The following is a 24,895-nucleotide window of genomic DNA, read 5'->3' as shown; positions in this document are numbered from 1 at the left end:
CCGAGCACCTGCCGACCCCGTGTCCGGCCAATTCCATAGGGGCTGAGAACTTTTCGCTGGTTCAGTGACACGTCAAATCGACACGCGACACGAGCACCGCGGAGCTATTGCCGCCAAGCCGGGGGTAAACCTTTGCTGGCGAACCCTTCCATGACGTCGGGCCCTGGGCCTACCCTCGTGGATATGTCCTTATCTCCCGATGACGCACACCGAGTGCCGATCGAAAGTGTTCGTTGCGGTGATCCGATCTATGACGCCGATGGCGGGTGTCAGCACTACAAGGTCCTCGAGGCTAGGCCGATCCCCGGCGGCGGCGTCGTCATGGAGCTTGAGTGCCTGCAAAACAATCAGTGTCAGGTGATCGAGAAGTCGTTCCCGCCGGGTTACCTGGTCGGCAAATCGACCCGTCACTTCCTGTAGTACTCGGCCAAAGGCAACTCTGGGCGCGTGCCGCTGACCTAAAGTAAGTGGCCGTGCTGACCTGGCTGGCGCCCATCATCATCGTGGTCGTAGTGGTGACGGCGGTCGCCGCCAAGCTGCTGGCACGCCGTCGCGCGCCCGAGGGTGGCTGGTTCACCGACTCACCGCGGAGCGCAGGCACGTTGTCGGTCATCGGAACGATGTTCGCGGTGATGCTCGCGTTCGTGATCCTGTTTTCGCTGCAGAGCTATCAACATGCCAGGGAGGGCGCCAGCGTCGAGGCTGTCGCGGTCACCGAACTCAGTGCTGTCGCAGGCATTTTCGGACCTCCCACCAGCGAACGCCTGCGCGGAGGTCTGGTGTGCTACGGCCGTGCCGTGGTTTATGACGAGTGGCCTGCAATGCAAGAGGGCAATTCCAGCGCCTTGGTGGAGTCGTGGGTCGACACGCTGCACGACGACTTCGCGGCTGCCACTCCCCACGAAGCCCGACAGGAAGCGGCGTACGCACAGTGGTTCGACGTGGTGGCGCAGCGCCGCGATGGTCGGCGCGAACGGCTCGCCGAGTCGTCTCCGTTCCTGCCGTTGCCGCTGTGGTTAGCGCTGGCGATCGGGGCCACGGCCACCCTCGCCTACATGGTCGCCCAGGCCGACCGTCGCGAGGGCGCCATCATGCAGGCGATCCCGATCGCCTTCGTTGCCGCACTCGTGAGTGCGGGCCTACTCCTCGTCGTATTCCTCGACAACCCGTACACAGGTGGGAACGGCAGCATCAAGCCGACCGAGATGTCCCGCACGCTCATGCGCATCGACAATGGCGTTGCGGCGCCCTGCGACGAGCGCGGCAACCCTACCTAGCGGTTTCTTCAGTCTTGGGCGTGCTCGCCGAGACCTTCTGCGCGACGAAGTCCGCGGCCTGGTCTGTCAGGCCGTCGGCCGGGTAGAGGTTGTGTGCGTTGCTGTCGCCGCCGCCGGGTGAGCAGATCGGGTCCTCGGGGATACACAGATCCGTTGTCTTGGCCGCATAGAGATGTCCGACCGTGATCGGCGGTGCGGTGTTGGCGACCATCTGTAGAAATCCGCTCGACGGCTTACCGAACAGCGCCACCGCGGCGACGCGGTCGGCCACCGCGGCAGGCATCGGCCCGGTGAGGCCGGCGGGCATCGCGAAGCCCGCCGGTACTGAGTCTGCCGTGAGGTACCCGGCCACCGCCGCTCCCTGCGAGAAGCCGCCGAGCACGATCTTGGTGTCGGGGCATTCCGCGGCTACCGCCTGGACTTTGTTGCTCGCGTCGATGACGCCGTCAGCGGCCGTCTGGAAATCCAGCGACGCCGGGTATGCCACCGGATAGACGTCGAGGGACTTGCTTCCCAGCTTCTCGCGCAGCGAGTCGACGAACGCCTCTCCGGTTCCACCGACACCAGGCGGTTCGAAGGTGCCGCGCGCGAACACCAACTCGACGTCGGGGCACGGCGCGGCCGACGCGGTTGGGATTGCGATGAGCGGACTCATCAGGGCGGACGCGATGAGTCCAGTTGCTGCGAACAAACGACTGACGACAATCAACTCAGGCCACCGCCTCTACAGTGCTCTTTCTGACACCTGGCGGGTCCTCGTCGCGCACCGCGCACGGTGCGTATCCGACACCGCCTCGTTCAAAACCACTGCGTACCACGGCTTGCGATGCCCAACCAGCATTCTCATCCTCCCCAGAACAGGCCGAGCCCGCAACCGGAAATGTCCGCTCGTCGGCCTGCGGCCGTACAACGCTGACCCAGCGGCGCCTTACAAGGCAGAATGCTCACAGCAAGTGCCAGGTGCTTGGCGATACTGAAATGAGGACTTGTGCCCATGGCGAACTACTCGGTCCCCGCTCGACGGCTGTTTCCCGCCGCGGTGCTGGCGCTGGCGGTTTTCTGTACTCCACTGCTGGCGGTGACGACGCCGATTGCAGTGGTATCCACTCCGCTCGCGGCGTGTACCAGCGGCGAGGAGGAAGACGTCTACACCACGTCCTGCGTTCCCATGCTGGTGCCCAACTCGCCCGACGGCGGCTTCACCACGAACGCGGCCAACCCCGACATCCCTGAGATCGACGGTGTCCCGTGCACCGGCCACGACAGTGGAGCCTGCATCGGGTTGGCCGAGGAGCAGCAGGCCGAGGGGCCGCAGCCGGTACCGCGGTCGACCATCAGCTCCAGCCCCTAGGTCGTCGCAGACGTCACACTGGTGGCGGTTGTTGAGCCAGGTCACAGCCACTGTGGGTTTGAGATCGGCCGCTGGAAGGTATCCCTTGCAAGGCCCGACTTCCGGGCCGCGCGCGGACCATCGAAGGGAACGCATCATGGGCTTAGGAGACAAAGCCAGCAACAAGATCGACGACTTGGGCGGCAAGGCCAAAGAGGCGACCGGCAAGGCGACTGGCGACAAGAGCACCGAGAACGAGGGCAAAGTCGACCAGGCGAAGTCGAACCTCAAGGATGCAGGCGAGAAGATCAAAGACGCTTTCAAGAAGTAGCTGAAGCTGAGTTGCTCGGCCCGTCACCGCTACGGTGACGGGCCGAGCGTCGTCTTAGGTACATACCGAGCCGGCGCCGGCGTGATTGCAGTAGCCGACTACCTGATCGTCGCGCCGGGGGCGAGTGACGATTGCGGCCGTGGCCGATCCGTGCGCAACATCGACGCCGATCAGTTGAGCCCGCCGGTGGTGCGCAGTCCGAAACTCGTCCAAGGTGTCGGGTTCGCCTTCTTTCGACGCAAGGCGATGCAGAGATGGATCCGTCGGCACGGCCGCATCTTCGAGATCAACGTTCCGTTCTTCGGCCGGTCATCGTTGTCTCCGACGCGGATCTGGTGAGGTCGGTGTGCACCGCGACCGCCGAACAGCTGGCCAACGTGCAGCCGAATCTCGGCAATTGGTCACGACCACGAATTCACCCGCATCCAGGGTGAAGTCGAAGTCGACGAGCACATGCAACTGCTTGGTGCCCCTGCGGTAGGTCTTGCCGACGCCATCGAGCTGCAGTACCGGTGTCACGCTGCTGATCGTCGCTCGCGCCGGCTGCCCGGTGCGCAGTAGCGCGCTACTGCAATCTCGTCCGCGCCCGGCGCGGCTACTTAGGGCCTAATCGTCGTCCGAATCGTCCTTGTCGCTCGAATCGTCGTCGGAATCGTCGTCGTCGCTCGAGTCGTCTTTGTCGGACGACTCGATCTTGTCAGCGTGCTTGGTCAGAAGGGCAGCCAGATCGCGGGCTTCCTTGACTTCCAGCACGTCCTCGGACACCCGCTCGTCGTCCTCGCCGAACCGCTCGAGCGTGATCACGTTGTCTTTGGTGCCGACATCCCACCGGCTGCCTTCTTGACGAACCATCGTTGTGCTGCCTTCCCGAACGAACGACATGGACACTTGTGTGTACCCACCTCTGAATTCGGCGAAGCGGCATACGTCAGTACTTACGGCATCGCCTCGGCCCAATCGATATGACCTTCCAAACCGAGCGTTCTCGCCATATCGCGGTAGCGGTCCCTGAATTGCTCATAGCTCGCGACATCACCTCGTGCCTGTGCCAGTAACGCCCGCATGCGCTGCAGCCAGACCTCACGCATGGTCAGATCCCCTTCGGGCGGTGGAGCCGCCAGCGCCTCGATCGCCGCCTCGGCTTCAGCCATGTCTGCTTCGGTCCCGCGGTCGAGCAGTGTCTCCACGAAAACGCCTGTTGCGAGCACGCCCCAGCACAACAACTGTCCACCACTGACCAGGTGATACACGGCGTCGCGCATTGTCGTTATGGCCTGGTCTCGTTCTCCGCTACGAGCCGTCTCACGCGCGATGTACGTGTCGATGAACGGTATGTCGCACAAGAAGTGCCCACCGGTCACGAACACGTCGCGGACCTCGGCCAGCAGCTTCCGTCCGCGGTCTCGTTCGGCATCGCTGCGGCGGTGCACCAGCGCAAGACCGAGATTCAGCCAGACGAAGCCCAACTGCAGGTTGTCGCCGGATCGTTCGGCGATCGCGAGCGCATCCTCGATCTCGCCCACCGCGATATCGTCGGGCCGCAGCGTACCGGCCGGTATTCCTGCGGTGTACATGTAGCTGACGACCGTGACGTAGGACAGCGAATCGGCGCTGTGCGCCACGGAAACGCCGTGCCGCAGGTCGTCTCGCCATCCGGATTGCCCGAGCGCCCACTTAGCGAGACCTCGCTGGGCGAAAGCGAGCGCAAGGGGAGACCCGAAGACGAAGTTGCCCTTCGCTGGGTCACCGTCAGCCAAGTCGATCACCTGCTGCGCCAGGCGGAGCACCTCGGACCACTCGCCAACCGCCGCCTTGGCGCGCATCGGCATGAACGACAGCCCGACCGTCAAGCTCGGATCGCCGACGGACTCGATGAGGGAGACAGCCTCGGACGCCAGCCGTGACGCTTCGGGCACCCGGTCCTGGACGGTGTGTCCCACCACCAGGCCACCCATCGCGATGGCAAGCGACGCCTTGTCCCCGACAGCGCTACACAACTTCCGTAATTCATCGAAGCGGTCTTCGACGTCGTCGACATGCACGCGCCAGGCGATGGCGCACAGCATGGAGCGAGGAAAAATGCGCATCGCCGCCCGGTTCGGATCACTTCCAGGCAGCGCATCGGCAAGCTTCCTGGCACTTTCCCAACTCAGACGCGCCGCGGTGATGTCCCGGTACCTCGCCCATGTAGCCGCCCGCATATGCCATGTATAGGCTCCCCGCAGGTCGCCCGCGGCTTCGAGATGTTCGGCGATCAGCGCTGCGTTCTGATCGGCCGCTTCCGGATCACGGGCCTCGATCGCCGCGGCGAGACGAGAGTGCATCCGGGCGCGATCGGATCTCAGCTGCGACTCGTATGCCACGGCGCGGATCAATGGGTGGCTGAAGGCGAACTCAGCGTCGGGGGTGAACCGGACCTGGTAGATCAGCGCCGCCCCCACAAGTGCATCGACGACGGCAACATTGCCCACAGCGGTCAGCAAGTCGGGTGTGAAACGCAAGCCGATCACCGCTGCTGCGTTCAGCGTCCTCTTGGAGTCGGGATCGAGACGGTCGATGCGCGCGGCGATGGTTGCCTGAAGGGTGGCGGGAACGGTGACCTCGGCCAGATCAACGTTGCAAGTGAAACCGCCACGATCACCTTCGAGTACTGCGCGCTCGGTCAGCTCGCGCACCATTTCCTGTGCGAAAAATGGGTTCCCGCTCGCTCGTTGGGCAATCAGCGTTTTGATGCCAGCGATCGACGGATCGGTTCCCAGTAACTCGTCGAGCAACTCTGCGGTTTCTGAATCAGCCAACGGAGTCAGCGAGATCGTTTGCGCGCCTTGCACATTAGCCAATACGCCGCGGTAGTAGGGGCGGTAGGTGATCAGCATCAGCGACGGCGTATGAGGTATGACGGCGAGGAACTCGGCCAACATCGACTCGCTGACCTCATCGATCCAATGCACGTCCTCGACGATGTAGAGGACCGGCTGGGTGCGGGCCAGTGACACGGAGTTGAACATTGCGGCTAATCGCCGTCGCCGCGCGTCGGGATGAATAGTCGGGGGCGGTGTATCGGGGTCTCGGATGCCCATCAGGTCGTATATCAGGAGCAAATCGTCGAGGGAGGCCTCGCTGAGCATGGTGCCCACCTGTTCGCGCGCCGCCTCGTCGTCGAGTTGGGTTATGCGGGCAACATCACGCAACAGTCGCTTTATCACTACGAAAGGGACGTCGCTGGTGTGTGACTCGCAGAAAGCGGAAAATACCTCGACACCACGACCCCGGGCCATCGCGATGGCCTCGTCCGCGAGCCGCGTCTTGCCGATGCCGGCAGCCCCGGCAACACACACCACAGATCCTCGACCGGCGAGCGATCGTTCGAAAAGGTTTGTGATGGTGCCGACTTCGAGTTCGCGCCCGACCAGTGGCCCCTGCAGCGCGGTGCTTCGTTGTGGCCCGTCGGTCAGACCGAGTAGACGACGTGCCGGCACTGGACCAACGCCGCCCTTGAAACGTACCCCCTCGGCATCGGCCAGCAGGGCGATGTGCTCAACGAGCCGGGCGGTGGATTCGCTGAGCATCACACCGCCAGGCGGTGCGACGGATTCCATTCGCTGCGCCATCCCGACTTGCTCGCCGACGGCGGTGTACCCGAATGGGTCCGAGCCGATTTCACCCGCGATCACCTGACCGGAATTCAGGCCCACCCGCAACTCGAGCTCCACACCGTCGCGTTCTCGAATGTCGACGGCAAGTCGCTTGATCTCCTCCTGAATACCCATGGCCGTCAGGCAGGCGCGGAAAGCGTGGTCCTCCATCGCTACAGGTGCGCCGAAAACTGCCATGATCCCGTCGCCGGTGAACTTGTCCACCGTGCCCCCGTAGCGATTCACCACGGTGGCGCAGCGGTCGACGAGTTCGGCCATGATGTCCCGTAACCGCTCCGCGCCAACGGCAGCCGCGATGCCCATCGAATGCACCACGTCGGCGAACAGCACCGACACCTGCTTGTATTCCGCGTGCGAGGTCGACGGGGTGGCTGGTGACCCACACGCGTGACAGAACCGCGCGTTCTCGAACAATCCGGCGCCGCACGCCCAGCACGCCGCTCCGGCCGCCATCCGACCTCCGCCAATACCCGCCCCACCCATTTTGAGGGGTTCTCCAAAGAATAGGCCGTCGACCACTTTACGAGGGACTATGCGCCAACGTGTTCATCGCCCGGGTCGCGGTGGTCGAGGTGCTACCGCAACGGTCCATTCGTCGACGCGCGTCATCCCGCTCAGTCTTTGCCAAAACAGAATAAGCGGTACGAGGCTTCGCCGCTCTGTAAGCGGCGGTAGATCAAGGAACCGGGCCCGCCTGCGTAGTCACTGACTAGGCCTCGCACGAACCCGACGCGCGGGAGACGGCGGGAGATCTGGTCGAGCAGCCTGCTGTTCTCGAGCCCCCGCATGACCTCGGCGTTGATGACCTGTTCAGAAAGCAGCCGCATTGGGATATCGGCAAGGTCTGCCTCCCAGGTAGCGATTTCGTCGTCGTAGCGAATATCGGCGTATAGGAAACGTCCTCCAAGGCGGAGCACCCGCTGTACTTCGGCAAAGAAACGTGGGACGTCTCGATAGTTGATCGCGGCTTCGACATTGATCACGGCGTCAAAGCACTGATCGTTGAAGGGCAGGTTCTCGGCGTTGCCGTGAACGAAGCTCAGACCCGATAGCGTGTGTCTCCTTCGGCAGAACTCGATGCCGACGGTGTTCAGGTCCAGGCCCGTGTACGACTTCGGGTGCAGCGTCCGCATCAGGTAGGAAGCGCCGCCGCCATGACCGCAACTGACCTCCAGTATTTCTTTGCCGGCGAGATCCACCTGCGTCGCCGTGCGGTGGTAAAGCTGGATGGGAAATCGGTCGGGCTCATCGGACGAAGCCAGCTGCAGGGCCATCGGCGGATCTTCCTCATATCCGTAATTGAGGAACAACACGTCATCTCTTGTAAGCAGGCTGCTGAGCAAGCGGTAACCGAGTGTGAAGCGCAAATCCAGAATCTTCAGCAAGATTGGGTTGCGGTTCAGTCGGTCGATGAGGCGTTCGGTAGGCGTACGGTTGAGCGCCACCACGGCATTATGACACGAACCACGACTTCACAGACGCGGTCACTGATACTGATCCCTTGCGCGCCTGAGCGATTCAGAAATCGGCCAGCGCCGTTGGGTCACCTTGGGTAGCCTGACCGCCATGGCTAGGTGGCCCATTCCGGCCCTGCTGCGGGAGCGCGCCAGTCTGCAGCCCGACCGGACGGCATTCACATTCATCGATTACGAAAAGGATTGGGCGGGCGTTGCCGAGAGTTTGACGTGGTCGCGGCTCCATCGGCGAGTGGTCAACATCGCGCAGGAGCTCAGACTGCACGGGTCACCCGGCGACCGCGCGGTGATACTCGCGCCGCAAGGACTTGACTACATCGCAGCGTTTCTCGGCGCATTGCAGTCCGGACTCGTCGCGGTTCCGCTGGGTGTCGGCGGTGAGGAACGTATCAACTCGGTGATGCACGACGCGGCGCCGTCTGTGGTCCTCACGACATCGGGTGTCGTGGACGACATCGCTCGATACGTCGAGTCGACGTCCGGTGAGTCCCCTCCAACGATCATCGAGGTTGATCTGCTCGACCTCGATTCGAAAGTGGCGCCGACGGCGCGCGGCGACATGTCGCCAGGGACCGAGTACGTGCAATACACCTCCGGATCCACCCGCGACCCCGCCGGTGTCATGGTTTCGCACGAGAATGTCATCGCCAATTTCGAGCACATGAATGCCGACTTCTTCGCCGACCACGGCGGTGTCGCCCCGCCGGACACGACAGTGGTGTCCTGGGTGCCGTTCTATCACGACATGGGGCTGCATCTCGGCGTGGTCTTTCCGATACTGACGGGCTTTCACACCGTGCTCACGAGTCCAATCGCGTTTCTGCAGCGGCCGGCCCGATGGATGCAGTTGCTGGCCAGCAACACTCATGCGACGTCGGCAGCACCCAACTTCGCCTTCGACCTGGCAGCCCGAAAGACGTCCGACGACGACATGGCTGGTTTCGATCTGGCAGACGTGCTCTTCCTGCTCAATGCCGGCGAGCGGGTACAACCCCCGACCCTGCGACGCTTTGCGGAACGCTTCGCCCGCTTCAACCTCCGAAGCACTGTGGTACGGGCGGGGTACGGGATGGCCGAAGCAACGGCCTACGTCGCGACCCGTGAGGCGGGTCAACCGCCGCGCGTCGTTCACTTCGAATCCGAAGAACTCACCGCAGGAAAGGCGAAACTGTCGACGGCCGGCGGCGGCACAGCGTTGGTCAGTTACGGTGTGCCGCGATCACCGAAAGTGTGCATCGTCGATCCCGAGACCGGAATCGAGTGTCCGGCAGGGACGACCGGTGAAATCTGGGTGCATGGAGACAACATTGCGACCGGATATTGGCGCAAACCCCGAGAGACCGAGCAGACATTCGGCGCAACGCTGGTCGCTCCGTCGCCAGGACTCCCCGAAACGCAGTGGCTGCGAACTGGCGATCTGGGATTCATCTCCGACGGAGAGCTATTCGTCATCGGTCGCATCAAGGATCTCTTGATCGTCTACGGGCGCAACCATTCACCCGACGACCTCGAGGCAACGATTCAGAGCGTCGCGCCGGGACGCTGCGCGGCGATCACCGTTGCGGACGACGGCACCGAGAAACTCGTCGCGATCATCGAGTGCAAGAACCGCGCAGCCGCCAACCAAGATCCGATGGACAACTTCGACGTCCTCAAACGGAAAGTCAGCTCGGCGATATCCAACGTGCATGGCCTCGGCGTAGCAGATCTCGTTGTGGTAGAACCTGGCTCGATCCCCATCACGACCAGCGGCAAGGTCAGAAGAGCGGCTTGTGTCGAGCGGTACCGACAGAATGGGTTCGCCCGGCTGGACGGTTGAACATGCTGCGCACCGAGGCCGAGCGCTCCTTGGCTGCAATGCGCCACCGGCTGGACCGCAACACTTTTCGCTTCCTCTGCGAAACGCACCGTGAGCTTCCGCGCAAGCCTCCGCAGGCTTGCCGCACGCTGGTCCTGTTCGCACACTTCGATCCCGAAGGTGTCATCGATCCTCATGTCGTCTATTACCTGAAGGCGCTGCACGGGCTCGGTGCGGCCATCATTTTCGTGTCCGGCTCTCCGACTCTCACACCGGAATCGGTAGCCCCCATCCGCTCTCTTTGCGCGGGCATCTACACCCGCCGCACCCTTTCCCACGATTTCGGCTCGTGGCACCTCGCGTGGTGGATCCTCAGACAGCGAGGGTGGTCGCTCGATGAATTCGACCGCTTCGTGGTCGCCAACGACAGTGTCTTCGGTCCACTCTTCCCCATCGAGGAGATGTGGGGGTCTTTCCACGAAGCCGATATGTACGGTGCAATCGAAAACAGCCAGATGGTGCCGCACCTCCAGTCTTTCCTTCTGGCATGGGATCTCAACGTGCACACCCGTCCCTTCCTCAACAATTTCTGGGATGACTTCAGATATGTCGTCCACAAAGGCACCGTCATAATGCGATACGAGGTGGGCTTGTCCAGGCGCGCGCGTCAAGCAGGGCTCACCGTCAAGCCGTTCGTCTCTGCCGCCAGCATCGAAGCTGCCTATGGCTCGCAGGCCCATCCCTGGCTCGGCCGGCTCGTCGGCCAGAACAACGGCACGCTCTACCACTGGGACAACCTCATCGAGGACTTCCGATTTCCCTTCCTGAAGACGGTCCTGGCGCGCCAAGCTGATCGATGGCATGTATCCATCCCGCACTTGCGGGGCGTCATCGAGCAGCGCACTTCCTACCCTTACCGACTCATCGAATCGAACGTGGAGAGGTTACGTATCAGTCAGAGCGCTGCCCGCGAGCGGCCCGTTCCAGGAGATCAGCGGCCGCGGTGACGCTTTCGGCAGGCGCGGTCATCCTGGGGGCGATTTCGCGGGCTCGGATGGCGTAATGCGGCGCGAACACGTGGCGGAGGTGCGCCACCAACGATTTCCCTGTGATGGTCGACAGGCGTTGGGCACGACCGACTCCCATTCGAGTGACCTGCGCCGCCCAGATCGGCTGATCGGCCACGTCCCAAAGGACCACCATGGGGACTCCGGCTCGCAGGCAGGCCGCCGTGGTGCCCGCCCCACCGTGATGTACCACCGCGCGGCACCGGGGAAGGACGGTTCTGTAGTTCAACGGACCAACGAATTTCACGTATTCGGACGGTGAGATGCCGACCGGGCCGCTCGGGCCGGTGTAAATCAGTCCCCGAACGCCCAGTTCGGCACAGGCCATCGTGATCATCGCGATCGTGTCGTTGTGGGATTGGATCGGTGTGCTGCCGAATCCGAAGTAAACGGGTGGCGTTCCCGCTTCGATCCACGAGGCGACCTCGGCGTCGGAGCACGCAGGCGCCTCCATCGTCAGCGCCCCGACGAACGGTCGCCGGCCATTCCACTCCCCCGCGAGGTGTGGAAAACAGACCTCGTCGTAGGCCTGGATTTCCAGCGATCCACGTTCAGTCATCCGTATCGCAGCAGGGGCCGCTGCCTTCGATAGGCCCAGTTCACGGCGTTGCGCGTCGTCAACGGCCCTCGTCATCAGCCAGTACACCCTCCACACCCCCCGCATGGTGGAGCGGACCATGTACGGCGTGGAGGGTATCGACGGGAGAGCGAGCTGGCCGTTGACGCGTATGGGGATGTGGTGGATCGTCGCCAACGGGATGTCGTAATACTCCGCGATGTTGGCGGCGACGCCGTGATATGTCTGGCCCGTCACGAGCAGGTTGGTCCCGTCCGTCACTGACATCAGCGTCCTGCTCATCGCTGCCCAGCCTTCGACGAAAAGCTCTCGGCCCGCGCGCAGCATCCGGACCGGATCCCGCGGTGTGAAGGCGCGGTGAACGAAATCCGCCACCGCGATCACCTGCTCATCGGAATTCGGCCCGTAACCGACTGCGACGAGCCCGACCGACTCCACGAAGCTGACAAGGTTGGGTGGAACGGCCATGCGCACTTCGTGTCCTCGTCGCTGCAACTCCAGACCGACGGTGGCGCTGGGCTCGACGTCGCCGCGAGTTCCATGCGCGGCCAAGACAACCTTCATCGGCGAAACTCACCCTTAACCGGGTATGTGAATCGGTGGCCCCGCGTGCCGCCCACCAGTGACCCGCCCGAACACAGACTTCATCGCACTCAGATATCGGAGCACGGAGTCCCTGGCGATCGAATTGTTCTGAAAGTTGACCCAAATCGACAACTCGTCGAACAGACGAATCACTGAAATATAGAGGTGCGCAGGATCCCTTGGGTCGCAATAGATCCTCACGTTCGCGTCTTTCATCTCAGATGTGACGGTGGCGGAAAACGGCGGCAGGCCCGCATCCATGTAATTGACCATGGTGCAGTTCTGTCCCCATGGCCTGAGTCGAGGCGCCAATTTCAACACGTCGTTGAACGACACATTCGCGAGGTCCAGGTTCGAATCGAAGGAGACCTGCGCCGCGTGGGCAGTCTCTTCGAACGAACTCGGGTTGACAGGCACGGTGAACGGAACCACGCCGGTGAACCATCCCATGGTTGAGAATTCCGCAAGCGACCTGCGCTTGTCGATCGGTGCGAGTCCGTAATATGTAGTGGCACCGGTCAACTCGTATTGTGCAAGAGCCGCACAGGCGAACAAGCCACCGCTGACCCGGGCGCCCGCCTCTGTGCAGCGAGATTCAAACACGGCTGTCTGTTCCTTGTCCATCAACCGTTCGACCACGAGGTCGCCACCGGTGGATGCCGACAAATCACCAAGCGGCAGTGGGAAATCCGGCAGGGTTCCGCCGTTTTGGTCGGCGAAGTCGATCCACCTGCGGACGTCGGGGGATTCCACCGACAATGCGGCAAGGTGGCGCTTCTCGCGCAAGCAGAAATCGTCATGACTGGCCGGAGGTGGCAACGCAACGAGTGCGCCGCCCCGGACAAGTGCGCGGTAGTTCATGATGACCTCGGTGAACAGCCCGGAAATGATCGTCGGGTCGCAGTGCAGGTGATCGACGATCGAAAAGAATGTGAAGTGGTCCGCCCCCTGAATGATGCCGAAGCGGAAGCAATCCCACTGCAGCGGATCAGGTGTGGACAGCACAAACCGTTGCCACTCAGCCGGCGTCATCTCCTGATGTCGCACCGGGATGAAATCGATGTCGGCGGAATCGCCGATGGTGTGTCGAACGAAGCCGCGCGTATTCGTGTGCTCGAACCAACTGTGATACGTCTTGTGCCGACGAAGGTGTGAGTTGATCACGTAGCCCATCGCTCGAATGTCACACCGACCTGGTTCGTCGCCGGAGCCGATCACCAGCCGTGCATAATCGCGCCCCTGGGCCGCGTAGCGGACAAAGCCGCGAAGATGGGCTTCCTGCATCGCGCTGAGCGGGACATCACTTATCGGAGCCTGCCGTGCTTTGGCGAGCGAGGCAGGCGACGCCTCCCAGGCCACGACCTTCCCCTGCTCCGGCACCCAGTCACGGACTGTCCCCACGAATAGCGCCTGCGCTGACCCTGCGGCTTCGAACACCCTTCCCCCTCAGTCCGACAGCTGGTGAGCGGGCGGGTGTGCAGCCAGCTTCTCGCAGAGCAAGCCGGCCAGTCCCCCGATGGTGGTGACGTCGTTGGTGGTGGCGCGGATACCCGTCTCGGCCTCGATGCGGGTGCGCAGCTCGAGGTTGCCCATGGAGTCAAGGCCATACTCGGATAGGGGGTGATCCGGATCGATGGTGCGACGCAGGATCAAGCTGACCGCGTCGGAGACCAGGCGTCGGAGGCGACCCGGCCACTCCGCGGATGGTAGCGCGTACAGCTCACCGAGCACTTGGCTTGTGTACGTAGAGCTTTGCCGCTTGGACCGGAACATCTCAGCGAACCGACTGCGCTGCGCGTAGGCGGCGAACCACGGCGTTCCCGTCATCGTTGCATAGCCGGAATACTCGCGGTCGTGGCACAGCAATGTCTGGAAGGCGTGGGCGCCCTCGTCGGAGGTGAATGCGGTGTCACGCCAGTGCGCGATTGCTGTGCCTTCGCCGTCCTGTCCGAGCGCCAACTCTTCCCCGATCTCGGCCCGGATTTCGGCGGCGCGACCGACCTCGGCCCACAGCGCCCACCCGATCGTCGTGGCGGGCAGGCCGTGGGTGCGGCGCCACCGCGCGAACGCGTCCAGCCAGCTGTTGGCGGCGGCGTACGCCCCTTGCCCCGGCGACCCCACCAGGCCTACCGCCGACGAAAACAGGCAGAACCAATCCAGCGGCGCGGTGACGGTGGCTTGATGTAAGTTCCACGCGCCGTTGACTTTTGGAAGCCAGTTGCGCTCGATGAGCTCGTCGGTCATGGTGGCCAGCATCGCGTTCTCGAACACCGCAGCGGCATGCAGCACCCCGCGCAACGGAAGTCCGGTCGCTGTCGCCACGTCCACCAGACGCAACGCCGTCCCGACTTCGGCGATGTCGCCGCATTCCACCTCGATGTCGGCGCCCATCGCCCGGATGAGCTCGATGGTCTCCATCGCCTTGGAGCTGGGCGCCGAGCGGGAGCTGAGCACGATACGGCCACAACCGGCCGCGGCCATCTTCTCGGCGAGGAAGAGACCGATGCCACCCAAACCCCCGGAGACGATGTAGGAACCGTCGCCCCGGAACGTGCGCACCAGCTCGGGCGGTAGCACGACGGGGGTGTGTCCGGACTGGGGCACGTCGAGTACGAGCTTGCCCCTGTGTTCTGCCGCGCCCATCACCCGGACAGCCGTGACCGCATCGCCAAGCGGGTGGTGAACGGCTTCCGGCATGGGCAGCTCGCCGTCTGCGACCAGCCGGTACACCGTGCGCAGCAGGTCGCCGACCCGCTTCGGGTGACTCTGCGACATCAGGTGCAAATCGACGTAGTGAAACGTGAGGTTGCGATGAAACGGGAAGAGCTCTAACCGGGTGTTGGCGTAGACGTCGCGTCTGCCGATCTCCACGAATCGTCCGCCGATGGACAGCACCTCCAGCCCGGCGCGCTGTGCGGCGCCGGTCAGTGAGTTGAGCACGATGTCGACGCCGTACCCGTCGGTGTCGCGGCGGATCTGCTCGGCGAACTGCGCGGTACGGGAGTCGTAGACATGCTCGATCCCTCTGTTGCGCAACAGCACTCGCCGCGACTCGCTGCCCGCTGTTGCGAAGATCTCGGCGCCCGCGGCGCGGGCGATCGCGATCGCCGCCTGCCCCACACCTCCGGTAGCGGAGTGAATCAACACCCGGTCACCGGTCGCGATCCGTGCCTGATCGTGGAGGCCATACCAGGCGATGGCGTGAGCGGTGCTCACCGCGGCCGCCTGGCCGTCGGTGAGGCCTGGCGGCAGCGTTACGGCAAGGCGGGCGTCACACGTCACGTACGTTGCCCAGCAACCGTTCACGGAATAGCCGCCGACACGGTCGCCCACCCGATGAGTCGTCACGTCGGGACCAACGGCGCTCACGATGCCGGCAAAATCTGTACCGAGTTCCGGCGCATCGCCGTCGATGCCGGGGTAGCGACCGGAGGCGTAGAGCACGTCAGGGAAATTGAGGCTGGACGCCGTTACCGCGACCTCGATTTCCCCGCGCCCCGGCGGCACGCGGTCGAACGCGGCCAGTTCCATCGTCTCCAGGTCACCGGGCGTGCGGATCTGCCAACGCACGCCATCATGCGGATGATCCGCCACGGCGGTTCGCCGCTCCTCGGGGCGTAGCGGTGCGGGGCTCAGGCGCGCCGTGTGCCACTGGCCGTTCCGCCAAGCCGTCTCGTCCTCGTCGGACCTGCCCAGGAGTTGGCGTGCCAGCTGCTCCCCCTCGGTGTCTTCGTCCGTGTCGATGTGGGTGGCGCGCAGATGGGGATGTTCGGTGCTGATCGCTCGCACCAGGCCGCGGAGCCCGGCCTGCTCGAGGTTCGTCACGTCGCCCGGCAAGACGGTCTGGGCGTGCCGCGTCACGACGTAGAGGCGCGGCGGTCTTTCGTCGGTTTCCGTGATCGTGCGGGCGATGCGCACCATGTGCCGCACATAGTCCTCGCCGCGCACGGCGCATTCCTCATCCGGATCGCCGTTTCTGGGGCCTGCGAGTATGACCACTGCGTCGGCCTCGCCGCCGACAAGATGCGAGCCGAGCAGTTCGGCGTTGGCCTGGTGATCGGAATGCTGCGGCCATGTCATGGTCGCGCAGCCGGCGCCCGCGGCTTTCAACGCATCGGTCAGCCGCGTCGCCACGACGTCTGCAGTGGCGGAAGTGCTGATCAGCACGCATGTCTGGGGTGCGAATTGGTCGACATCGGGCAGCATTCGCCGTTCCCAGTCGATGGTCAGCAGGCGCTCGTTCAGTACGCGATCGCGGCTTGCGCTATCGGATGCCCCGATACCGAGTTGCAGTCCGTGCACGGAAAGCAGGACCGTCCCGTGCTCATCGAGCACATCGAGATCGGCCGCCAACCCGGCCCCGTCGGCACTGGTCACTTTCGTGAAGCAGTACCGGGCCGTGCGGGCGGAAGCGTAGGAACGGATCCGGCGCACGCGCAGCGGCAGCAGCAGACCGGCGCTACCTGCGACCTGGGCCTCGGGATGAGCCGCAACCGACTGGAAACAGGCATCCAGCAAGGCGGGATGAACGCCGTAGGCGCCCTGTTGCGAGCGGACAGGGCCGGGCAGCCGGACCTCGGCCAGCACTGTCCCCGCGGTGTCGTTCGCGGTGTGCACCGCGGCCAATCCGGCGAAAGCCGGGCCATAGTGCAGACCGTGTTCGTCGAATTGCTTGCGCATCTCGGCCCCATCAAGCGGGCAGGGGTGGGCCGCGAGTAGGGCGGATATGTCGTACGCCGCCGGCCGGTCGTCATCGGTTCCCGCGTGCAGCATCGCCGCTGCCCGCCGAGTCTGCGCGCCGTCACCGAAGGTCTCCACCGCGAAGTCGGCGACGCCCGGCGAGGTCACCGATGCGGCGGCGGACACCGGGGTCTCGTCGTCCAGCAAAAGCGTTGCCTCGAAACGGATGTCGCGGACCTCGAATTCCTCACCGAGGACCGTGCGAGCCGCGGCTAGTGCCATCTCGCAGTAGGCCGCTCCCGGAAGTACACCCACATTGTGGATGCGGTGGTCGGCAAGCCAGGGGTGCGCTGCGGTGCCGACCTCACCCTGCCAGACGTGACGCTCCGGCTCCTCGTGCAATTGCACGTGCGCGCCCATCAGGGGGTGCACCGCAATTATGTGCGCGCCGCGTGCCCGTGACTCCTCACCGCTGCGGGAGAGCATAAGTGTGCGGTGACTCCAGGCCGGAAGCCGTGCATCCACCAGCCGACCGCCCGGATAGATCACCGAGAAGTCGATCGCCGCGCCCGCGCTCTGCAGATCCGCGAGGAAGCCGCGCAGCCCGTGGGGCAACTCCTGCTCGCGGCGCATAGCGGCGAGTACGGCCGGCGACGTGCCAACGCCTGCGGCAGTCTGCTCGACAGCATGAGTGAGTAGGGGATGCGGAGCCAACTCCGCGAAGACACGGAAGCCGTCCTCCAACGCCGCCTGGACGGCAGCGGCGAAACGAACCATGTGACGCAGGTTGTCCGACCAGAACCAGGCATCGCACACGGGCTGCTCGCGCGGGTCGAAAGCGGTCGCCGAGTAGAAGGGCACCTCCGGTGTCTTGGGGTCGAGATCTGCCAGCTCCTCGGACAACTCGTCGAGGATCGGATCGACCTGGGGGGAGTGCGAGGCGACGTCGACGGCGATCTCGCGGGCCATCACGTCGCGTGCCTCCCAGGCTGCGACCAGATCCGATACCGTCTGCTTGGCGCCGCCGATCACAGTGGACTGCGGCGAGGCCACGACTGCGATCTCGACGTCGTCTACACCGCGAGCCATCAGTTCCAGAAGCACTTGCTCGGCAGGCAGTTCCACCGACGCCATTGCCCCGGAGCCCGCGATCGTGGCCATCAGCCGCGATCGGCGGCAGATCACGCGTACCCCGTCTTCCAGGCAAAGGGCTCCTGCCACAACCGCGGCCGCGGCCTCGCCCATCGAGTGACCGATCACGGCACCAGGCTGCACACCGTATGCCCGCATCGTGGCAGCCAGCGCGACCTGCATGGTGAACAGTGAGGGCTGGACCCGATCGATTCCATGCACCGTCTCGGGCGCCGAAATCGCTTCAGTAACAGAGAATCCGGACTCGCGGGCGATCAGCGGTTCCACCTCGGCGACGGTCGCGGCGAACACCGGTTCGGTGGCAAGCAACTCGGTTCCCATCGCCGCCCACTGCGAACCCTGCCCGGAGAACAGCCATACCGGTCCACGATCGTCCTGCCCGGCTGCGGGTTGGTAGGGAAACTCGCTTTGTGCGACATCGGCCAAACCCTCGGTCAGCTCCTCGAGGCTGCCTGCGAGGACCGCCGTGCGCACCGGCCGGTGCGCGCGGCGTCGAGCAAGGGTGTACGCCAGATCCGACGGCGAAAGGTCCGGCGCGCGTGCGTCGACCCAATCAGCCAGCCGCCCCGCGGTTTGGCGCAGTCCGTCGGCCGACGTGGCCGACAGCGGGAAAACCAGGTGTCCGTCGATGGCGGGATCGATTTGTGCGTCGGCAGGTGCCGTCGTCTCGGGAGCCTGCTCAACGATCGCGTGCACATTCGTTCCGGAGAACCCGTAGGACGACACCGCCGCCCGTCGAGGTCCGTGGTGACCGTTGCTTGGCCACGAGGTATTCTCTTGCGGCACAAAGAGGTTGGTCTCGATTTCGGCCATCGCATCAGGCAGCCGGGTGAAGTGCAGATTGCGCGGAATCACACCGTGCTGCACCGCGAGGACCGCCTTCATCAGCCCCAGCGCTCCGGCAGCCGACTGGGTGTGCCCGAAGTTGGTCTTCACCGATGCCAACGCACACGGCCCGTCGAGCCCGTACACCTCTGTCAGGCTGGCGTATTCGACGGGATCGCCCACGGGGGTGCCGGGCCCGTGAGCCTCCACCATGCCAACGGTGCGGGCATCCACACCCGCCACTGCCAGTGCCGCCCGATAGGCGTCGACCTGTGCGGCCCGCGACGGCGTCACGATATTCACCGTGTGGCCGTCCTGGTTGGCGGCCGTGCCGCGCAATACAGCCAGAATCCGGTCGCCGTCGGCCAGCGCATCCGCCAGCCGCTTGAGCAGCAGCACGACGGAACCCTCGCCGACCACGAACCCGTCGGCGGCGATGTCGAACGCATGGCAGCGCCCGGTCGCAGACAGCATTCCGATGGCAGAACCGGAACAGGATTTTCGCGGCTCGAGCGACACCGAGGCGCCGCCCGCCAGGGCAATGTCGCTTTCGCCGTCACGCAAGCTGCGACAGGCCAGATGCACCGCCGACAGGCCGGACGAGCACGCGGTGTCCACGGTCATCGCCGGACCGTGCAGTCCCAACGCATAGGCAATCCGCCCAGACCCCATGGCGAAGCTGTTGCCCATGTACCCGTAAGGCCCCTCCAATACGTTGGCCTCCGCGTGCACGAACTGGTAGTCGTCATGCATCAGACCCATGAACACGCCGGTCCGCGAGCCGGCCAGCGCTTTCGGGGTCAGTCCGCTGTGTTCCATTGCCTCCCATGATGTTTCCAACAGCAAGCGGTGCTGCGGATCCATCGCGATCGCTTCGTTTTCGGTGATGCCGAAGAACTCGGGATCGAAGCCGGCGACGTCATCAAGGAATGCGCCCCACTTGCACACCGTCCGTCCGGGCGCACCCGGCTGGGGATCGTAGTATTCGTCGGCGTCCCATCGGTCGGCCGGGATCTCGGTGACCAGGTCGTCGCCGCGCAGCAACGCCTCCCATAGCTGTTCTGGAGAGTCGATGCCTCCGGGCAGCCGGCAGGCCATTCCGATGATCGCGACCGGAGCCGGAGGAGTCTTGCTCATCCGCGCCGGAGACATAGCTGCCGATACTGAACACGCAACCCGTCAAGCAGTGGCCCGAACAAATCCATTCCCCCTCGCAGCGCTGTGGACTTGCGGTCGCGGCGACCGGCCGTTACGTCATATTAGGGCTGGTTACGGTAACTGGGAGCCTTTAATACGATTGGCCGTTGGCGTATCGCTGCCTGCGGAAGGCGCGACCGTTGCCGCGGTTTCGGCTCTTGTAGGTCGCGAGCTGCGAGTCGCAGTTCGGGCAGACCAGCCGTAGGTTCTCCCGACGGTTGTTCGTCGGGTTCCCGTCGATATGGTCCAACACCAACGCCAGGGGCAGGCCAAGCCACGAATTGGCCCCACCGCAGATGGCGCAACAGTCCGACTGGGCGTCGACGAGGTATTCGCGGATGTAGTGACCGCGGCGGCCGTCGACCCACGCCTCACCGGTTTCGAGCCACAATTTTGTCAGGGCCTTGCGTCGGAACGAACCCTGGCATGCATTGCCGCAGTAAATCTTCTGGCTTCGCTTGGAAAGTGCGGTTCCGCAACCACGACACTGCCTCATGCGTTTGACGCTACGAGCGGCCACCGACAGGGATCGGACGCTGGGTGGAGCCTCCTATCGGGATTGAACCGATGACCTACATATTACAAGTATGTTGCTCTACCACTGAGCTAAGGAGGCCTGTGAACCCGTAGTTTATCGGGTCAGATGATCGGGTCGTCCTGCGGTCGCAGTAGCCGCAGCCATCGGTAGCCGTAGGGCTCGAGTTTGACCTCGATCCGGCCCTTGGCGTCGAACTCATGCTCCGACAGGCCGTTGAGGAGGTCGACCAGCTTGGAATTCGGCGGCGCGTCTGCCAGCTCGATCGGCACCATGACGCTGTCCGGACCGAAGTTGTGCAGGGCGGCCATCGCCCAACCGGATTCCTCGCGGCACACGTGCGCCAGGACCGCGGGATGGGGCTGCTTCAACACATCGACGGTTGACCATCCGATCTCGGGCTGCGACCGGTACGTATAGATGAGGTTGCGCATGAACCACCAGAAGGATTGGTGGTCGTGTCGCTGGTCGGCCGCGTTGACCCGGTCCGGACCGTAGAGACCGTCGGGCAGCGGACGGCAGAGACGACGTTTGGCCGCTTTCGAGAAGCCCCCGTTGGGATCGCCTGTCCACTGCATCGGCGTCCGCACCGCCAATCTTCCTGGGATGTCGAGGTTTTCGGCCATGCCGATCTCTTCGCCGTAGAACAGGACGGGGGTACCCGGGAGTGAGAACGCCAGCGAGTAGGCCATCTTCATGCGCTGCTCGTCGCCGCCCAGCATGGACGGAAGCCGTCGGCGCAGTCCGCGACCGTACAGCTGCATGTCCTTGTCCGGACCGAACGCGTCGAAAATCTCCTGGCGCTCATCGTCACTCAGCTTGTCGAGCGTCAGTTCGTCGTGGTTGCGTACGAAGTTGGCCCACTGGCTGGTCACGTCGAGGCGCGGTCGCTGCTTGAGGGCCTTCGCGATCGGGCGGGCATCGCCGCGGGCGAGCGACAGGTAGATGTTCTGCATTCCGATGAAGTCGAACTGCATGTTGAGCCCGTCGCCGTCGGGGCCGCCGAAGAACGCCAGCTGGTCCTTGTACGGGACATTGACCTCGCCGAGCAGGACGGCGTCTCCGACGCGGCGGGTGACGAAGTTGCGGACGTCGCCGAGGTACTGGTTCGGGTTGAACATGTCCGGGCTTGACGGCACCGCATCCTTGGCGAAGAGAAAGGGGACGGCGTCGACCCTGAAGCCAGACACCCCCAGCTCGAGCCAGAACCCGAGCGTTCGCGAGATCTCCTCCTGCACTTTGGGATTCTCGATGTTCAGATCGGGTTGGTGTTTGTAGAAGTGGTGCAGGTACCACTCGTTGGTCTTGGGGTCGCGTTCCCAGAGGCTGTTCTCCTGATCGGGAAAGACGACGTCCCGTGGGCTCGACTTGGGCTTGGTCGCGCTCCACACGTAGTAGTCGCGGTACGGGTCGTCCTTGCTGCGCCGGGCGGACTTGAACCACGGATGACGGTCCGACGTGTGGTTCATGACGAAGTCGATGATGACGCGGATCCCGCTGGCCCTCGCCGTACGCACCAGTTCGACGAAGTCGCCGAGAGTTCCGAGCGCGGGGTCGACTCCGAAGAAGTCGGTGATGTCGTAGCCGTCGTCCTTGCGGGCGGTCGGGTAGAAGGGCATCAACCACAGGCACGTCACGCCGAGGTCGTAGAGGTATTCGATGCGGTCGGTCATCCCGCGGATATCGCCGGTGCCGTCGCCGTTCCAGTCGTAGAACGTCTCGATGTCCGCGCAGTAGAACACGGCGTTCTTCCACCACAGGTCTCCGGTGTCGGCACGTCTCATGCGATCGCGGCTTTCTTCTTGGGTGCCGTCGGAGACAGCTGGGGGAGCACGTGTTCACCGAATGCGTCGATGAATGGCGCCTGCTTCTGACCCACGAAGTGCAGATACAGCTCGTCCCAGCCCTGATCGACGTAGGACTGCAACCACGCGGCGTGCTTGCCAAGGTCGCTGGATACGTTCACCGACTTGCGGACCTGGTCGGGCGACACATCCTCGCTGATGACGTCGAATGTCTCGACGGTCTCGACGTCCCAGCACGCCGGTGGCGCGAAGACGTTGCTTCGCCACTGGTCGTGGGCGATCGCCAGCGCTTCGTCGTCGGTGGCGGCCCAGCTGAGGTGGATCTGCAGGCGGGCCGGTCCGCGGCCGCCGGCCTCCCGGTACGAGTCCAGCACCAACTGCTGCGTCTCCCTGGACTGGTTCACCGAGACGAGTGCGTCCGCCCAGCTGGCGTGACGGGCTGCCGTCTGCGGGGTGACGGCCGGACCGACGAGGTCTGGGACGGTGTCGGGCAGCGTCCACAACCGGGCGCGGTTGACGTGCACAAGACCCTCGTGACTGACCTCCTCGCCGGACAGCAGCCGCCGGATGACGTCGACGCATTCGATGAGGCGTTGGTCGCGAATCTCCTTGCGCGGCCATACTTCTCCAGTAACCCGCTCGTTGGACGCCTCACCCGACCCGAGCGCTGCCCAGAACCGACCCGGGAACATCTGCGCCAGCGTCGCGATGGCCTGCGCGATGATCGCCGGGTGGTAGCGCTGACCTGGCGCGTTGACGACCCCGAACGGAATGTTCGTCGTCGCCAGCGCAGCGCCGAGGAAGGACCAGGCGAAGCCGGACTCGCCTTGGCGTTCACTCCATGGGCTGAAGTGGTCAGAGGACATGCCTGCGGTGAAGCCTGCCTGTTCGGCCTGCTGGACGTCCTTCAGCAGCTGGGCCGGACTGATCTGCTCGTGCGAACAGTGAAAGCCGACGACCGTCATGGTCAACCGCATACCCGTTCTGGGAAATGCCTACGTCAGCGTCAAGAACTCTTCACTCGTCGGCGTCGACAACGCGCTGCGACGTCACCGACCGCGACGACGAGCGGCTGCCACGTGGCCGACGGCCGGGAAACGGGATCCGGTCGGCGATATTGCTCAGCGGGTTGACGACCTGGCTCAGCACGATGACGGCCTCGCGCAACGCCTCGATCGTCGGCTCCAGCGCCTCGAGCCCCGGCGTAAGGCGGTTGAGGGTGTCGGCCACGTCGGCCAGCTGCTCCAGCGGCCCGTTCCTGGCAGTCAGCTTGTCCACAAGGCCGCCCTCGGCGAGCAGTCGATCGGCCAGTCCGTCCTCGGCCAGCAACCGCTCGACGAGACCGTCCTCGTTGAGCAGTTGATCGACGAGGCCGCCCGGTTCGATGGCGCGCATCAGGCCGCCGTCGTCTTGCGTCAGCCTGTCCAGCACACCGCCTTCCATGGTGAGCTTGTCGACCAGGCCGCCGGGCGCGAGCAGCCGGTCGATGGGCCCGCCTGGAGTCAGCGCCCGGCCCAGGGGCTGATCCTGGTCCATGAGCCTGGCCAGCCGGTTCGCCCGGTCGACCGCCTCGTCGATGCCGAGCAGGTGGGCGACCGAGCCCGTCCCGCCCCTGGCGGTCGAGTTCGCCTGATTCAAGGTCCGCTGCGCCAAGCCGAGAGCGCCGTTGGCCACGTCAAGGCCGGTTTCGGCGGCGGCAAGCCCGACTCGGACCGGGGCCGTCGCGAGATCGACCAGGTTCTTGCCGAGGTTCATGGCCTCAGTGTATGGGTCCAGCTATCCGCTCCCTGGGGACCACCGAAGAGAGCACACTGGTATTCACAGGAAGTTGACAGCCGCCCTGCAGCTTCATTGCCAGGAAGTTGGGAGACATTTGGACGATGGCCATGGCTGCACTCCCAGATAACGTCCCGGAGGCCCGAGTCCTCGTCGTCGACGATGAGACCAACATCGTCGAGCTTCTCTCGGTGAGCCTGAAGTTCCAGGGTTTCGAGGTCTACACCGCCTGCAACGGCCCCGCCGCGCTCGACAAGGCCCGTGAAGTGCGACCCGACGCGGTCATCCTCGATGTCATGATGCCCGGAATGGACGGCTTCGGCGTGCTGCGCCGCCTGCGAGCCGACGGCATCGACGCCCCCGCTTTGTTCCTCACCGCCCGCGACACCCTCCAAGACAAAATCGCCGGCCTGACGCTCGGCGGTGACGACTACGTCACCAAGCCGTTCAGCCTCGAAGAGGTGGTCGCCCGGTTGCGGGTCGTGCTGCGACGGACGGGCAAGGGGGTCGAGCAGACGCGCAGTGCCCGGCTGACGTTCGCCGACATCGAACTCGACGAGGACACCCACGAGGTATGGAAGGCGGGGGAGCCTGTCTCGCTGTCGCCGACGGAGTTCACCCTGCTGCGGTACTTCATCATCAACGCGGGCACCGTGCTGTCCAAGCCGAAGATCCTCGACCATGTCTGGCGCTACGACTTCGGTGGCGACGTCAACGTCGTCGAGTCCTACGTCTCCTACTTGCGACGCAAGATCGACACCGGCGAGAAGCGCCTTCTGCACACGCTGCGGGGCGTCGGCTACGTTCTGCGGGAACCGCGCTAGTTTTT

General features: G+C 64.3%; 19 protein-coding genes and 1 tRNA gene. 8 read left to right on the top strand and 12 right to left on the bottom strand.

Translation table 11 applies throughout. The features are described 5' to 3' along the window. The first annotated feature begins 183 nt into the window (after positions 1 to 183). Together QOJ24_RS12930 and QOJ24_RS12925 are read left to right on the top strand one after the other, a co-directional pair. Positions 184 to 420: a hypothetical protein gene (locus QOJ24_RS12930; RefSeq protein WP_526261721.1), complete on the top strand. Its 237-nt coding sequence runs from the start codon at positions 184 to 186 to the stop codon at positions 418 to 420. A 53-nt stretch (positions 421 to 473) separates the two neighbouring features. Beyond that, positions 474 to 1,277, top strand: coding sequence for a bestrophin-like domain (locus tag QOJ24_RS12925; RefSeq protein WP_526261719.1), 804 nt, complete (start codon positions 474 to 476; stop codon positions 1,275 to 1,277). On the opposite strand, the gene QOJ24_RS12920 is transcribed toward QOJ24_RS12925, so the two are convergent. Beyond that, positions 1,270 to 1,932, bottom strand: a complete 663-nt coding sequence (locus QOJ24_RS12920; RefSeq protein WP_526261717.1) for a cutinase family protein — start codon at positions 1,930 to 1,932, stop codon at positions 1,270 to 1,272. The genes QOJ24_RS12925 and QOJ24_RS12920 overlap by 8 nt on opposite strands. Positions 1,933 to 2,271: 339 nt before the next feature. Between QOJ24_RS12920 and QOJ24_RS12915 the strand changes: the two genes are divergently transcribed. The 3 genes from QOJ24_RS12915 to QOJ24_RS12905 all read left to right on the top strand — a co-directional run bounded on the left by QOJ24_RS12915 (position 2,272) and on the right by QOJ24_RS12905 (position 3,277). After that, on the top strand, positions 2,272 to 2,628 hold the full coding sequence (locus QOJ24_RS12915; RefSeq protein WP_526261716.1) for an intersectin-EH binding protein Ibp1: 357 nt from the start codon (positions 2,272 to 2,274) through the stop codon (positions 2,626 to 2,628). A gap of 136 nt (positions 2,629 to 2,764) precedes the next feature. Then, positions 2,765 to 2,938, top strand: coding sequence for a CsbD family protein (locus QOJ24_RS12910; protein ID WP_526261714.1), 174 nt, complete (start codon positions 2,765 to 2,767; stop codon positions 2,936 to 2,938). A gap of 81 nt (positions 2,939 to 3,019) precedes the next feature. After that, a complete protein-coding gene (locus QOJ24_RS12905; protein ID WP_526261712.1) occupies positions 3,020 to 3,277 on the top strand; it encodes a hypothetical protein in 258 nt (85 codons plus the stop codon). 267 nt (positions 3,278 to 3,544) lie between these two features. On the opposite strand, the gene QOJ24_RS12900 is transcribed toward QOJ24_RS12905, so the two are convergent. The 3 genes from QOJ24_RS12900 to QOJ24_RS12890 form a co-directional block, all read right to left on the bottom strand. Continuing rightward, positions 3,545 to 3,820: a hypothetical protein gene (locus QOJ24_RS12900; protein ID WP_526261710.1), complete on the bottom strand. Its 276-nt coding sequence runs from the start codon at positions 3,818 to 3,820 to the stop codon at positions 3,545 to 3,547. 53 nt (positions 3,821 to 3,873) lie between these two features. Beyond that, positions 3,874 to 7,047 carry an ATP-binding protein gene (locus QOJ24_RS12895; RefSeq protein ID WP_526261709.1) on the bottom strand — a complete coding sequence of 1,058 codons (3,174 nt, stop codon included), beginning with the start codon at positions 7,045 to 7,047 and terminating at the stop codon, positions 3,874 to 3,876. A gap of 161 nt (positions 7,048 to 7,208) precedes the next feature. After that, entirely contained in the window at positions 7,209 to 8,039 is an 831-nt protein-coding gene (locus tag QOJ24_RS12890) for a phthiotriol/phenolphthiotriol dimycocerosates methyltransferase (RefSeq protein ID WP_526261707.1), read from the bottom strand. A 121-nt stretch (positions 8,040 to 8,160) separates the two neighbouring features. Between QOJ24_RS12890 and QOJ24_RS12885 the strand changes: the two genes are divergently transcribed. Together QOJ24_RS12885 and QOJ24_RS12880 are read left to right on the top strand one after the other, a co-directional pair. Continuing rightward, a complete protein-coding gene (locus tag QOJ24_RS12885) occupies positions 8,161 to 9,888 on the top strand; it encodes a fatty-acid--AMP ligase (protein WP_526261705.1) in 1,728 nt (575 codons plus the stop codon). 2 nt (positions 9,889 to 9,890) lie between these two features. Continuing rightward, positions 9,891 to 10,874, top strand: a complete 984-nt coding sequence (locus QOJ24_RS12880) for a rhamnan synthesis F family protein (protein WP_526261703.1) — start codon at positions 9,891 to 9,893, stop codon at positions 10,872 to 10,874. Here QOJ24_RS12880 and QOJ24_RS12875 read toward each other — a convergent pair. The 8 genes from QOJ24_RS12875 to QOJ24_RS12840 all read right to left on the bottom strand — a co-directional run bounded on the left by QOJ24_RS12875 (position 10,819) and on the right by QOJ24_RS12840 (position 24,045). Then, entirely contained in the window at positions 10,819 to 12,075 is a 1,257-nt protein-coding gene (locus tag QOJ24_RS12875) for a glycosyltransferase (protein ID WP_526261702.1), read from the bottom strand. The genes QOJ24_RS12880 and QOJ24_RS12875 overlap by 56 nt on opposite strands. A 15-nt stretch (positions 12,076 to 12,090) precedes the next feature. After that, positions 12,091 to 13,497, bottom strand: a complete 1,407-nt coding sequence (locus tag QOJ24_RS12870) for a condensation domain-containing protein (RefSeq protein ID WP_526261700.1) — start codon at positions 13,495 to 13,497, stop codon at positions 12,091 to 12,093. Between the two features lie 45 nt (positions 13,498 to 13,542). Then, the gene (pks2, locus tag QOJ24_RS12865; protein WP_526261698.1) at positions 13,543 to 19,890 is read right to left on the bottom strand and encodes a sulfolipid-1 biosynthesis phthioceranic/hydroxyphthioceranic acid synthase; all 6,348 of its coding nucleotides are present in this window, start codon (positions 19,888 to 19,890) and stop codon (positions 13,543 to 13,545) included. Positions 19,891 to 20,041: 151 nt separating this feature from the next. Beyond that, positions 20,042 to 20,446 carry an HNH endonuclease signature motif containing protein gene (locus tag QOJ24_RS12860; RefSeq protein WP_526261696.1) on the bottom strand — a complete coding sequence of 135 codons (405 nt, stop codon included), beginning with the start codon at positions 20,444 to 20,446 and terminating at the stop codon, positions 20,042 to 20,044. Positions 20,447 to 20,491: 45 nt separating this feature from the next. Further along, a tRNA-Thr gene (locus QOJ24_RS12855) sits at positions 20,492 to 20,566 on the bottom strand. A 23-nt stretch (positions 20,567 to 20,589) separates the two neighbouring features. Next, positions 20,590 to 22,269: an alpha-amylase family protein gene (locus tag QOJ24_RS12850; protein WP_526261694.1), complete on the bottom strand. Its 1,680-nt coding sequence runs from the start codon at positions 22,267 to 22,269 to the stop codon at positions 20,590 to 20,592. After that, positions 22,266 to 23,255 carry a TIGR03885 family FMN-dependent LLM class oxidoreductase gene (locus tag QOJ24_RS12845; protein WP_526261692.1) on the bottom strand — a complete coding sequence of 330 codons (990 nt, stop codon included), beginning with the start codon at positions 23,253 to 23,255 and terminating at the stop codon, positions 22,266 to 22,268. The genes QOJ24_RS12850 and QOJ24_RS12845 overlap by 4 nt, the downstream gene beginning before the upstream one ends. Positions 23,256 to 23,307: 52 nt before the next feature. Further along, positions 23,308 to 24,045, bottom strand: a complete 738-nt coding sequence (locus QOJ24_RS12840) for a hypothetical protein (RefSeq protein ID WP_526261690.1) — start codon at positions 24,043 to 24,045, stop codon at positions 23,308 to 23,310. A gap of 125 nt (positions 24,046 to 24,170) precedes the next feature. Here QOJ24_RS12840 and QOJ24_RS12835 point away from each other — a divergent pair, with 125 nt between their 5' ends. Next, complete coding sequence (locus tag QOJ24_RS12835) at positions 24,171 to 24,890, top strand: response regulator transcription factor (protein WP_526261688.1); 720 nt, start codon at positions 24,171 to 24,173, stop codon at positions 24,888 to 24,890. Positions 24,891 to 24,895 lie beyond the last annotated feature (5 nt).

It is taken from the genome of Mycobacterium sp., from assembly GCF_032159775.1.
In the GTDB taxonomy this organism is placed as follows: Bacteria; Actinomycetota; Actinomycetes; order Mycobacteriales; family Mycobacteriaceae; genus Mycobacterium.
This window is presented reverse-complemented; position numbering and strand designations above follow the sequence as displayed.

What these genes read in the sequence shown, in the direction of transcription:
- QOJ24_RS12930 (WP_526261721.1), top strand. Translation starts at nt 184, where the DNA reads ATGTCCTTATCTCCCGATGACGCACACCGAGTGCCGATCGAAAGTGTT.
- QOJ24_RS12920 (WP_526261717.1), bottom strand. Translation starts at nt 1,932, where the DNA reads ATGAGTCCGCTCATCGCAATCCCAACCGCGTCGGCCGCGCCGTGCCCC.
- QOJ24_RS12915 (WP_526261716.1), top strand. Translation starts at nt 2,272, where the DNA reads ATGGCGAACTACTCGGTCCCCGCTCGACGGCTGTTTCCCGCCGCGGTG.
- QOJ24_RS12910 (WP_526261714.1), top strand. Translation starts at nt 2,765, where the DNA reads ATGGGCTTAGGAGACAAAGCCAGCAACAAGATCGACGACTTGGGCGGC.
- QOJ24_RS12900 (WP_526261710.1), bottom strand. Translation starts at nt 3,820, where the DNA reads ATGTCGTTCGTTCGGGAAGGCAGCACAACGATGGTTCGTCAAGAAGGC.
- QOJ24_RS12895 (WP_526261709.1), bottom strand. Translation starts at nt 7,047, where the DNA reads ATGGCGGCCGGAGCGGCGTGCTGGGCGTGCGGCGCCGGATTGTTCGAG.
- QOJ24_RS12885 (WP_526261705.1), top strand. Translation starts at nt 8,161, where the DNA reads ATGGCTAGGTGGCCCATTCCGGCCCTGCTGCGGGAGCGCGCCAGTCTG.
- QOJ24_RS12880 (WP_526261703.1), top strand. Translation starts at nt 9,891, where the DNA reads ATGCTGCGCACCGAGGCCGAGCGCTCCTTGGCTGCAATGCGCCACCGG.
- QOJ24_RS12875 (WP_526261702.1), bottom strand. Translation starts at nt 12,075, where the DNA reads ATGAAGGTTGTCTTGGCCGCGCATGGAACTCGCGGCGACGTCGAGCCC.
- pks2 (WP_526261698.1), bottom strand. Translation starts at nt 19,890, where the DNA reads ATGAGCAAGACTCCTCCGGCTCCGGTCGCGATCATCGGAATGGCCTGC.
- QOJ24_RS12860 (WP_526261696.1), bottom strand. Translation starts at nt 20,446, where the DNA reads ATGAGGCAGTGTCGTGGTTGCGGAACCGCACTTTCCAAGCGAAGCCAG.
- QOJ24_RS12850 (WP_526261694.1), bottom strand. Translation starts at nt 22,269, where the DNA reads ATGAGACGTGCCGACACCGGAGACCTGTGGTGGAAGAACGCCGTGTTC.
- QOJ24_RS12845 (WP_526261692.1), bottom strand. Translation starts at nt 23,255, where the DNA reads ATGACGGTCGTCGGCTTTCACTGTTCGCACGAGCAGATCAGTCCGGCC.
- QOJ24_RS12840 (WP_526261690.1), bottom strand. Translation starts at nt 24,045, where the DNA reads ATGAACCTCGGCAAGAACCTGGTCGATCTCGCGACGGCCCCGGTCCGA.
- QOJ24_RS12835 (WP_526261688.1), top strand. Translation starts at nt 24,171, where the DNA reads ATGGCCATGGCTGCACTCCCAGATAACGTCCCGGAGGCCCGAGTCCTC.